The sequence below is a fragment of the Robiginitalea insularis genome, assembly GCF_052497835.1.
Genome location: NZ_CP199296.1, coordinates 2,567,183 through 2,579,152, shown reverse-complemented (window position 1 = coordinate 2,579,152; position 11,970 = coordinate 2,567,183). Strand labels below are relative to the sequence as shown.

At 47.3% G+C, this 11,970-nt stretch carries 8 protein-coding genes; 5 read left to right on the top strand and 3 right to left on the bottom strand.

All coding sequences use genetic code 11. The features are described 5' to 3' along the window. Positions 1-22: 22 nt before the first annotated feature. The 3 genes from ACT6NV_RS11725 to ACT6NV_RS11715 form a co-directional block, all read right to left on the bottom strand. Positions 23-1,657 (bottom strand): Gfo/Idh/MocA family protein, encoded by a 1,635-nt coding sequence (locus ACT6NV_RS11725; RefSeq protein ID WP_445384634.1) that lies wholly within the window; start codon positions 1,655-1,657, stop codon positions 23-25. Next, a complete protein-coding gene (locus tag ACT6NV_RS11720) occupies positions 1,654-2,148 on the bottom strand; it encodes a DoxX family membrane protein (RefSeq protein ID WP_445384633.1) in 495 nt (164 codons plus the stop codon). Before ACT6NV_RS11720 ends, ACT6NV_RS11725 begins: the two co-directional genes overlap by 4 nt. A 139-nt stretch (positions 2,149-2,287) precedes the next feature. Further along, the gene (locus tag ACT6NV_RS11715; protein ID WP_445384632.1) at positions 2,288-3,550 is read right to left on the bottom strand and encodes an aminotransferase class V-fold PLP-dependent enzyme; all 1,263 of its coding nucleotides are present in this window, start codon (positions 3,548-3,550) and stop codon (positions 2,288-2,290) included. A 155-nt stretch (positions 3,551-3,705) separates the two neighbouring features. On the opposite strand from ACT6NV_RS11715, the gene ACT6NV_RS11710 reads away from it, so the two are divergent. The 5 genes from ACT6NV_RS11710 (at position 3,706) to ACT6NV_RS11690 (ending at position 11,925) form a co-directional block, all read left to right on the top strand. Beyond that, positions 3,706-4,257, top strand: coding sequence for a DinB family protein (locus ACT6NV_RS11710; protein WP_445384631.1), 552 nt, complete (start codon positions 3,706-3,708; stop codon positions 4,255-4,257). Positions 4,258-4,371: 114 nt separating this feature from the next. Next, the gene (locus ACT6NV_RS11705) at positions 4,372-5,658 is read left to right on the top strand and encodes a carboxypeptidase-like regulatory domain-containing protein (protein ID WP_445384630.1); all 1,287 of its coding nucleotides are present in this window, start codon (positions 4,372-4,374) and stop codon (positions 5,656-5,658) included. A 647-nt stretch (positions 5,659-6,305) separates the two neighbouring features. Then, a complete protein-coding gene (locus ACT6NV_RS11700; protein ID WP_445384629.1) occupies positions 6,306-8,525 on the top strand; it encodes an NADP-dependent isocitrate dehydrogenase in 2,220 nt (739 codons plus the stop codon). A 98-nt stretch (positions 8,526-8,623) separates the two neighbouring features. Then, positions 8,624-11,026 carry a TonB-dependent receptor gene (locus tag ACT6NV_RS11695; RefSeq protein ID WP_445384628.1) on the top strand — a complete coding sequence of 801 codons (2,403 nt, stop codon included), beginning with the start codon at positions 8,624-8,626 and terminating at the stop codon, positions 11,024-11,026. Continuing rightward, entirely contained in the window at positions 11,026-11,925 is a 900-nt protein-coding gene (locus ACT6NV_RS11690) for a DUF4249 family protein (protein WP_445384627.1), read from the top strand. The genes ACT6NV_RS11695 and ACT6NV_RS11690 overlap by 1 nt, the downstream gene beginning before the upstream one ends. The last annotated feature ends 45 nt before the right edge of the window (positions 11,926-11,970 follow it).

Genomic DNA, 11,970 nt, shown 5'->3' with positions numbered 1-11,970 from the left:
CCAAAAAACGGATCGGCAGATCCTAAACGGGCTGTCCCTTAAGCATCTCAGAAACCTCCTCAGGGCTTCCCAGCAGCACCTGGTCCAGATCGAAGCCTTCAATCTCTGCTACCCGTTGTTTCTCAGCATCCCATTCTATCCTTCTGCCGAGCTTCCAGGAAATGCCGGCCATATGGGCGGAGATGGCTTCCTCAAACCCCTCCTTTATCCCGCAGCTTAACCCGTGGTTATTCCTGAAACTACTGAGCCATTCGCGAAGGTGCAGGAAAGTGGAATCGACCCGTTTCCCGTCTATATAGGTCCACATCAGTCCCTTGTCTGCAAAATATTGTGAGGTGGCAGAAGATACCCCGTCCAGTGCATTGCTCGACGGATCGTAGGAATAGATCGGACTCCTGGGGTTCATCTTACCTTCCTCCAGAAGGTTTGCATAGCGGGTAGAGCTGCCATCCGGCCAGATGGTCAGGCGGTTGCCCAATTCCAGGCTGGCATCATGCCCCATAAGCATGGTAGGCCTGCTCAAACCATTCCCCAGGGTAGCGCTGTAAGTAAAGGTCATCCCCCGCTCTTTGCCTTTTACCTGGCTGCTGCCGGTGGTGAAATCCGGAAATTCCATATTCACCTGCAATACATCGGGAACATTGCGCCCGTCGCGGTGCGTATAAATGCCCCCTGATGCCATAACCGCTTTGGGGATACCCATATTCAGGACACAGTTCAGGCGATCGTAATCATGTGTAAGCAGGTCTCCGGAAAGCCCCGAACCGTATGCCCACCATTTGCGCCACCTGAAAAAATGATTTTTATTAAAGGGAATTTGCGGGGCCGACCCCAGGAATTGCTCCCAATCGATAGTGTCAGGGCTCGCCTCCGGATGTATGTCGTAATTCCAGGCCCCATTGTCATCGTTCCGATTGGTATTGGTGGTTATAAGGGAAACATGCCCTAAAACCCCCTTATCAATAATATCCCGGGCGGTTTTAAAACTGAGGGTCTGACGGTGCTGGTGCCCGATCTGTAATTTTGCCGCTGAAGCTTCGGCCACTTCTCTTAGTTCGTAGGTTTCGGCCAGGGTATGGGTCATGGGCTTTTCCACATATACGTGGACATTACTGCGAAGGGCCTCCATCGCCATGGGCGCATGCCAGTGGTCTGGGGTAGCAATAATTACAGCCTCCACTTCCCCGCTGCCAATCATATCTTTATAGGTCCGGTAGCGCTTAACGGGCTTTTCTTCCGAACCAAAGGAACGAATCGCCTTTAGCGCACGGGCATCAAAAATATCACAGACTCCTGTGATAGATACATTTAATTTTTCCTGATTCCTGAAATCTTCAAGGGCTGTAAAAGGCCTGCCTTCTGCTTTGGCCTCTTTTGCCTGCTCCTCCATCTCCAGCAGCCACTCGTCTGTTGCAAAACCCAGGGAGCGACAGAGTTGTTCCCCCCTGATCCCAAAGCCAATGATTCCCAGGCGCACAGGTTCTCCTCCTATTGCCGGAATGGCTTCTGGTAATGAAGGCTGTATATTAAGGGTTTGCAAAAGGGATTCCCGTTCTTTTTTAAGGCCGGTTGCCGAGGCGGCTCCTGCCCACCACACTGCGCCTAAAATGGGTATTCCTCCCAGCCCGAATAATGCTTCTCTTCGCGTCCAGCTCATGATAATTCCGATTTAGTTGTTGTCGTTTTTTTTATTAAAATGCGCCCAAGGCCAAAGACCGATCCCGTAGGTTGCATATATAAGAGGGAACAGGCTACTAATTCTATCAGGTTTTTATTGACAAACCAGTAGCTTCCTTCCACATTTATCTGATCCAGCCAGGGAAAGGAAGGGTGTGCCAGATAATAGAGCGCAAGCAACAGCATCCCCACCAGGGCGCCGGCGCGCTCAAAAACTCCGAGCAGCAGCGTGAGCCCTGTAAAAACAAGGGCCAGCCAGTTAAGAGTATCTACCCAGGGCAACAAATCCGGGCTGGCCAGATAGGCAAACATTGACTTTAAGGGCCCCTGTGCAGAGGCCAGGTATCCAAAACTGGTCCAGTCCGGATTGTATAGTTTGATCACCCCTTCATAGAGGAAGTGCCACCCTATAAGGATTCTAAGTAGGACCAGGCTTTGCCTGAAACCCCATTTTCCATTTGTAGCTGACATAGTAACGCGTTTAGAAATTTGTTGAAGGATTCTTTGGGATTTTTAAAAATAACAAAATGCAAACCTAAAAGTAAGCCTGCACAAAGACAGAGCCTATGACGATTATCATCTTTTTCATACCCTGGCTCTCCCGTGTACTTCAGGCCCTCCTGGCCAGGGTTTTCATCGCCTCAATAAATACGTCCAACTCTTCCATCCGGGTGTAGACATTAGGAGTGATACGGCATCCCTTTACGGAAGGACTGTTTATGGCAACCGTAAAAATTCCGAATTCGTCCAGAAGGGTTTTAGATAAGACGGCCGGCTCCATCCCCCGGATACCGACATTGGCAATGCCACAGCTGCGCTCTTTAGCCTCCGGGGTATTCAATTGTATTTTATCGACACCCCGCAGGGCATCTGTCCAATAACGCTGAAGGTTTTGCAGCCTTTCCGCTTTGCGCTCCAGACCCATGACCTCCAGGTAATCCATGGCATTCTCAATGGCCAGGTCGGTATGCACCGGATGTGTCCCTGTATGGTTTAGCTTGCGGATATGCCCCGGCTGTGGTTTGTGCTCGGCGAGCAGTGGCCAGATTTTTTCCACCTTATCTTCTTTGACAAATAAGATACCCGCCCCCAGGGGGGTGCTCAGCCATTTGTGCAAACTGGAGCCGTAATAATCGCAGTCCAGCTCCGCGAGATCCACAGGGATATGCCCGATGCAATGGGCCCCGTCAACCATCACTTCAACGCCATAACGGTGCGCCATATCGCAGATTTTACGCACGGGAAGGATTTGCCCGGTAATATTGATCATATGACAGATCATCAATAAGCGGGTCCGCGGGGTGATCTGTTGTTCGTACAGGTCTACCAGCTCCTGATCGGAAGCAGGATGGTTGGGGACCGAAACCACTTTGTTTACCACCCCGTACCTCCTGGAAATCATCTGAAACTGGTCTTGCATGGCGCCGTAATCCTGTTCCGCAAAAATGGCCTCATCTCCTTGTTTCCAGGGAAAGCCAGAAATCACAAGGTCAAGCGATTCAGTTGTATTTCGGGTTATGGCCAATTCGGATTCGCGACAGTTCAGAAAGCGGGCCAGCCTTCCGGCTATCCGGTTTTTATTCTCCCATTGAACCGTGCGCATATAGTAGGATCCTTCATAATTAATATGGGATACATGTTCCATAAAACGGGAAAGGGTTGGCTGCGGAATGATATTGTAATATCCATTTTCGAGATTGATATAATCGGGTTTGAGGGCATAATCTTCCCTAATGCGTTCCCAGAAACCCGGATCATCTTTGCCGGGATAGGGCCTGGGTGAGGGAGCAGCCATTATTTGGGGGGTAGATAACAGACAGGGGGCAGCCAGGGTAAACTGGCCCATTCGTTTCAGAAAGGTTCTTTTTTCCATCTCAGGTTGTTTGTGTACTACAAGATAAATAATGTATGGCGAAGCAGAACAGGGAATATGTATCTTTAATCAAAAAAATAAGATCCTCAATGAATCCGTATTGCTTCAGTCATAATACCTTCTTTGTTCTTAGCTTCCTTTTAATTTCCCTCAGTATGTCCGCACAAACCCTTAAAGATTCAGACTTGCCCTACCAGCAGATTCCCGATTATCCGGAAAATTACGGGGCACAAACCGTTGTGAAGCGCCTCCTGGACGGCCTGGGTTTTCGATTTCACTGGGCAACTGAAGGTCTCAATGAGCAGGATTTAAGCTATAAACCCTCCCCTGACGGTCGTTCCCTGAAAGAAACCCTCGACCATATTCACGGTTTATCGGAGGTCATCCGCCAATCAGCCCGAAAAGAAAAAGTGATCCGGGGGAAAAGACCTGCTTCCACGCTTAATTGGCAGGAAAAACGGGCTGCTGTACTCTATAATATTCAGGAAGCTTCCCGCTTAATTGAAACAACCGATTCACTGAAGGATCACCCCATGATTTTCAGCTCTCCTTCCGGTGAGCGCAGCTATCCGTTCTGGAATCAGATTAATGGCCCAATCTCCGATGCTCTCTGGCATTGCGGGCAACTCGTCTTACTGAGGAGAGCCGCCGGAAACCCCATGCCAAAAGGGGTAAATGTGCTGGAAGGAATCCGAAAAGGATCCTAAGAGGCACCCCCTTTTCTGAGGTGCATCATCTTATTTTTCACTACCTTCACGGGGTACAAAAACGGATCAAAATAAAAAGTGATTTTAAGACATTTCTGTATAACGAGAAACAGCATGCGAACAGAGAAAATTTTTACGGGAATTTTGCTGCTGCTGGTATTTTTCAACATACCGGCCCGGGGACAGGAACCAACTGAACAGGAATCTTTTCAGGCGTATCGCGGGGTGGTTCTGGACGCGACAAACAAGGACCCCTTGATTTTTGCCACCCTGAGCGTGGAAAGTCTCAATATTAGTACAATAACGAATTCTGAAGGGGCTTTTCTTCTTAAAATACCCGAGGGAAACGCAGAAGCAGAGGTGGTCGTTTCTTTTCTGGGGTATAAGACAAAAAGATTGCCGCTACTGCAATTCCAGGAGGAGGATAATGAAATAATGCTGGAAGTCTCGGTTACACCCCTGGCAGAAGTTGATGTGGTGGTGCCCAGGAACGCTACAGTCCTGGTAAAAGAAACCCTTAGAAAAAAAGGCGACAATTACATTCAGGAAAATATCCGGATGACTGCCTTTTACAGGGAAACTATAAAAAAGCGAAGGCGAAACGTATCCCTATCCGAGGCAGTGGTAACCATTTACAAAACACCTTATTCGTCTCCCAGGAGGGATGTAGTGGAATTGTATAAAAGTCGGAAGAGCACTGACTATGATAAACTGGATACGGTAGCCCTGAAATTACAGGGAGGGCCTTTTAATGCCTTATATGTCGATATTATGAAGTATCCGGAGTTCATTTTTTCAGATGAATATATTGATGACTATGAATTCTTTTTTGAGCGGAATACCCGTATAAATGACCGGATGATTTTTGTGATCGGTTTCAGGCAAAAGCCCGAAGTTACCGAGCCCCTGTACTCGGGTAAATTATTTATTGACGGAGAACGAAAAATACTGACCAGCGCCATCTTTTCGCTGAACATTACCAACAGGGAACTGGCCAGCAGGATGTTTGTAAGACGCAAACCTTCCAATGCCTCTGTTTACCCGACTGAGGTGGCCTATCGCGTAGATTACCGCGAGAAAGATGGTAAATGGTATTACGGATACAGCAACGCCATTTTGGAGTTTAAGATAGACTGGGACCGGAAATTATTCAATTCCGTATACAGTCTGACCTGTGAAATGGCCGTAACGGACTGGGAACGCAATCCTGAAGCTTTCGTTCCCAGAAACAGGGACCGCATCCGTTCCAATATCATCCTCAGTGAAGCGGCATCCGGCTTTTCGGATCCTGATTTCTGGGGTGCTTATAACATCATAGAGCCCGATAAGTCCATAGAATCGGCCATCCGGAAAATCCAGCGACAGTTGAGGAGGGATCAAAGGGATAGCGGAAAGGACTAATAAGTTCAATGGGACTTCCTATTACTTATAAACAATTGTTTATATCTACGGTTAATAATCTGTCGATTACTTTTACGCATAATTATTTGCTAATGAGCGAGATAAAAGCTACTTTAGTTTTGCAATCGAGTAGTTAAACCAGTCCATGGTTCTAAACGAAAGGTCGCTATAAAGTTGACGTTCTTTATACTGTTGATTAGTCTTGCAAAATAAATAGCAGCAATGCAGGTTTATTTCAAAGACGAGCGAAATTGCGGGGGCTGTAGCTCCGGTAAAATTCGTGGGGACTTTTACGTTACGTTACAAACCCAGGTTGGTTACGTAAGATGAAAGAACTAAGCAGCAGGAAGAAATGCTGTATGATTGCTCAGTTGAAATACAGGGCAGCAACGCTTTTCAAACGTTGAAACAGGGATACAGACGCAATCAATGGTTGCAATGCCAAGCTTCGGCGGGTATATACGATCTGAGAACTGTTTCTAGAAAGCCATGTCAATGTACTCGTTACAATGATATGGCTTTTGTTTTTTTGCCTTCCCTAAATTAAAAGATCCTTATTCGTTTATTATATCTGCTGCAGGCTGATTAGGCCTTTCTAAGCTGCATTAAAATTGTATATTTGCTGCGCTTTAAAGAAGACGGAATTTATGGCCACAATACACTATACAAAAACCGATGAAGCGCCCGCCCTCGCAACAGCTTCATTTTTACCCATTGTTAAAGCATTTACCAGCACTGCCGGGATACAGGTGGAAAGCAGGGATATCTCTCTGGCTGGAAGAATTCTGGCCGTCTTCCCGGAATACCTCACTGAAGCGCAGCGCGTTCCCAATGATTTGGAATTTCTCGGGGAACTGGCCAAGTTACCGGAAGCAAATATCATCAAGCTTCCGAATATATCTGCCTCAATCCCACAATTAAAAGAGGCCATTGAAGAATTACAATCCAAAGGATACGCACTGCCCGCTTATCCGGATGAACCTTCCAATGGGGATGAAAAAGAAATTAAAGCCCGGTACGACAAAATAAAGGGAAGTGCGGTCAACCCGGTTTTACGGGAAGGGAATTCGGACAGGCGCGCCCCTCGGCCTGTTAAGAATTTCGCAAGGAAGAACCCGCATAGCATGGGCCCCTGGAGCCCCGATTCCAGAAGTCATGTTGCCAGTATGGCCCATGGCGATTTCAAGGCCAATGAGAAATCAGTTACGCTCGCAAAACCCGGAAACCTCAGCATCGTATGGTCTGATGGCAAGGGAGCCTCAAAAGTGCTCAAGGAAGAAATAAAAGTACTGGCCGGAGAGATCGTGGATTCAAGTGTTATGGAGAAAAAAGCCCTGCTTGAATTTTTGCATACCCAATTAAGAGATGCGAAACAAAAAGGTATTCTTTTTTCCGTACACCTGAAGGCGACAATGATGAAGGTATCGGACCCCATTATTTTCGGGCATGTACTGAAATGTTATTTTGAATCGGTTTTCGACAAGCATGCAGGTACTTTTGAAAAATTGGGCATTGATCCTAATAACGGACTGGAAAGCCTGCTGGAAAGCCTGGATAAATTACCTGCGGCTACATCTGCAGAAATCCGATCCGATATCAGCAAAACTATTGAAAAGGGGCCGGATCTGGCCATGGTTAATTCTGATAAGGGAATTACCAACCTTCATGTTCCCAGTGACGTGATCATTGATGCCTCCATGCCTGCCATGATCAGAAGTTCAGGCAAAATGTGGAACAAGGAGGGCAAACTTCAGGATACCAAAGCTGTTATCCCTGACAGCAGTTATGCAGGCGTTTATCAGGCAACCATTGATTTTTGTAAAGAGCATGGGGCTTTTGACCCGAGAACCATGGGAACTGTTCCCAATGTCGGGTTGATGGCACAGAAAGCAGAAGAATACGGTTCGCATGACAAAACCTTTCAGATAGAAGCCAGGGGTGTTGTACAGGTAGTAAACAAGGAAACCAATGAGGTTCTTATGGAACACCCTGTTAACGAAGGCGATATCTGGAGGATGTGCCAGGTAAAAGACCTGCCTATACAGGACTGGATCAAACTGGCAATAAGCAGGGCAAGGGATTCTGAAACCCCGGCGGTTTTCTGGTTAGACAGTGAGCGGGCCCACGATCGTGAATTAATAAAAAAGGTTGATCAGTACCTCCCTGAAGCCCTTCGCAAAGAATTAGATATTCGGGTACTCTCTCCTGTGGAAGCTACCCGGTTTACACTAAGCAGGTTAAAGGCCGGTAAAGATACCATCTCCGTTACTGGTAATGTTCTAAGGGACTACCTTACGGACCTCTTCCCTATCCTGGAGGTAGGAACCAGTGCCAAAATGTTGTCAATCGTCCCCCTGATGAATGGCGGGGGCTTGTTTGAAACCGGTGCCGGCGGCTCGGCCCCCAAACATGTTGAACAATTTCTGGAGGAAGGCCACCTCAGGTGGGACTCCCTTGGGGAATTCATGGCGCTGGCCGTATCCCTGGATCACTATGGGAAGAAAAATAAAAGCCGTGCAGCCAGTATCCTTGGTAAGGCCCTTGATGATGCCACCGAAAAATTCCTTGAGGAAAATCGCTCTCCTTCCCGTAAAGTTGGAGAACCGGATACACGCAGCAGTCATTTCTTCCTGGCATTGTACTGGGCGGAAGCCATGGCCCTGCAGGATGAAGATTCAGACCTGAAACAACGATTTGCCCTGGTGGCCAAAAGCCTGCAGGAGCACTCTCAGCAGATCCAGCAGGACCTTATTGCCGCCCAGGGCAAGGCCCAGGACATCGGCGGTTATTATCTGCCGGATCCTGAAATGCAGGCCCGTGCAATGCGGCCCAGTGAGCATTTCAACCGCCTTCTTGAAAACTTCTGATAACAGGGCTATCTAAGAAGGTTTAGGCCATCATTTGTCGTTTCTAAATCTTTAGGAAGATGATTATTATTTTCCCTATTTTTAGGGAAATAACTTGCATGAAAAAGATTTCCTGGGTGCTGCTCACCCTCCTTTGCACGTCAGTATATTCCGAATTGATTGCCCAGACCCGCTATACTTTGAGCGGGACCATTACAGAGGCCAGAAGTAACGAAACACTTATAGGGGTGAGCATAGTGGTCCCTGAATTGCGGACGGGGGTTACCACTAATGAATACGGCTTTTATTCATTGAGCCTGCCTGAAGGTTCCTATGAGGTTGTGATATCATACCTTGGATTCCAGGAGATCCGACAGCAGCTGGATTTCAGCTCCAATCAACGCCTTGATTTTCAGCTTGAAGAAAAAGCAGAACAACTTCAGGAGGTGGTGGTTACGGATGACGCTGAGCGCCTGGATATACGAAAACCACAGATGAGCGTAAACACCCTCAAGGTGGAGACCATCAAAAATATTCCTGTGGTCCTGGGGGAGTCAGATGTCATCAAATCCATCATTCTGTTGCCCGGGGTAACCAATGCGGGAGAAGCGTCTTCCGGTTTCAATGTACGTGGCGGGGCGGTAGATCAGAACCTCATCCTGCTGGATGAAGCCACGATCTTTAATTCTTCCCACCTCTTTGGCTTTTTCTCGGTTTTCAACCCGGATGCTATCAAGGATGTAAAACTTTTTAAAGGGGGGATCCCTGCCCGCTACGGAGGGAGGGTATCATCCGTACTTGAGATCTTTCAAAAAGAGGGGAATAGCAAAGAGTTTAAAATGAACGGGGGTATCGGAGCCGTTGCCAGCAGGTTGCTGGCAGAAGGTCCTATCGTCAAGGACAAGGCTGCCTTTTTAATAGGCGGCAGGGCATCATATGCCCACTTATTCCTGCCCCTATTTGATATTGATAACCGGGCGTACTTCTACGATCTGAATACCAAGCTGAACTATAAGATCAATTCCAGGAACAGCTTGTTTTTATCGGGTTATTTCGGTCGCGACTTGTTCAGCATCAATGACCTCTTTGTCAATACCTATGGAAATGCCGTTTTGAATTTCAGATGGAACCACCTTTTTTCGGATAAGTTGTTTTCTAACCTGTCCCTGATCTATTCCGACTATTATTATGGGCTTGAGCTGGATTTTGTAGGCTTCGAATGGGACTCCGGCATACAGAATTTCAACATTAAATACGATTTAAAAAACTATATAAACGACAAGTTCCAGATCAATTACGGGATGCATAATATTTTCTATGTGTTCAATCCTGGAAAAATCATCCCAAACAGGCCGGATTCAGGAATCCTCCCCGAGCAATTGACCAAAAAATACGCCAATGAAAATGCCCTCTATGTAGACTTTTCACATGAGGTAAGCCCAAAATTAAGCCTGAGTTACGGTCTCAGGGTGAGTCAGTTCAACCGCCTGGGCCAGGACGAATTTTTTGTCTACGAAAATGGAAACCCTGTGGAATTTGATCCCTTCAGCCTCGTATACCGGGAGGGTACGCCTACGGATACCATTAGCGCTGGGCGTGGGGAAACCCTGGAGAAGTTCCTGAACCTGGAACCGAGGGTTTCGCTTTCCTATGCCCTCAATGATAATAACTCTTTTAAGGCCAGTTTTATACGCATGGCCCAGTACTTACATCTGCTTTCCAATACCAGCTCGCCTACTCCCCTGGATGTGTGGACTCCCAGTGGTCCCTACGTAAAACCCCAGCTGCTGAACCAGTATGCCCTGGGGTATTTCAGAAATATAGCATCTGGTGATTACAGTTTTGAAACCGAGCTGTTTTTTAAAGAAGTGGACAACCGTATCGATTATATAGACGGTGCCAACCTGATCGCAAATGAGGCTATTGAACAGGTCATCCTCAATGGAGAGGCCCGCGCTTATGGCTGGGAAGTACTGTTGCGAAAAAACAATGGCCCGCTTACCGGCTGGCTGGCCTATACCCTCTCAAAATCCGAACAACGCACCCCGGGCAGGCCCCCTTTTGAAGACAATGGCCGTTCCAACCAGGAAACCGGGATCAACTTCGGTGAATGGTATAATACCCCCTACGATAAAACCCATGACATTGCACTTTATGGAAATTACGAACTGAATAAGCGCTGGAGTTTTAACGCGAATTTTATTTTCCAAACCGGACAACCGACCAATTATCCCGTAGGTCAGTTCGAGTTTGAAGGCCTGGTTGTCCCCTATTATGGCCTGCGAAATCAGGAACGGCTTCCGGATTACCACCGCCTGGATATTGGGGTGAGTCTAAAACCGACACCTAAGAAAAGTTCAGGGTTCCAAGGGGAATGGGTATTCAGTATTTACAATGTTTATAACCGAATGAATGCCGCCTCCATAAATTTCCGGCAGAACCAGGATACGGGACGCAATGAGGCTATACGGACCTCTATTTTTGGGATCGTCCCGGCCGTAACTTATAATTTCAGTTTCTGATGCGGACGAAGCATTTTTATATTGCGATACTGCTGGCTTTGGGGATGGGGTGTGAAGATGTTATTGAAGTGGATACCCCCTCGGAAGCTCCGCGCCTGGTTGTAGAAGGCCTGCTCCGGGTAGACCGGACAGAGCCTTATATCCCTATTGCTATCCGGGTAACGGAAACCACGAATTTTTTCGGGACTTCTCAGCCGGTAAGCGATTTGGAGAGCATAGTGATCATTACCGAAGTTTTTGAAGACGGCATCTCTCAAGGCACCGGAGTATCCAGTCTGGCGGAGTTACAGCCGGGAAGCGGGATTTATGAACCAGACCCCACCTTTGACAGTGACCAGCGCATTTCTACAAATGTGTTAAGCCAGGAGGATGTGGTCTTTACCCTTATTATCCGCTACAATGGAAGGGGCTACGCTGCACAAACCCGGTTTAATGGCTCAGTCCCCATTACTTCTTTGGAACTGGGGGAGAACACCCTGTTTGACGAAGACGAAACGGAATTGAAAGTGCGCTTCAGAGATCAGCCGGATGAGGATAATTTCTATATTCTTGATTTTGGTTTCGGAAATTACCTCCCTACCGAGGATACCTTTTACAAAGGACAGCTTTTTGAATTTTCATATTTTTACGACCAGCAGTTTGAAGCGGGTACAACCCTGGAGGTCGGTTTGCTGGGAGCCGATCTGGAATTTTACAATTATATGAACCTTCTGGTAGAACAATCCGAAGGACCGGACGATCCTTTTCAAACCCCGGTTGCCACCGTCCGGGGGAATGTTTTTGACATAACGGACCTGGATAACCTGAATAATTTTGACAATACCAATCAGCCAGAGGTCTTTCCTTTGGGGTATTTTGCCATCGTAGAGGAATATACTGCCCAAATAACCATTCAATGATGAATGCTATGCGAAACTTAGGTGTTTATTTCATATCACTTGTTC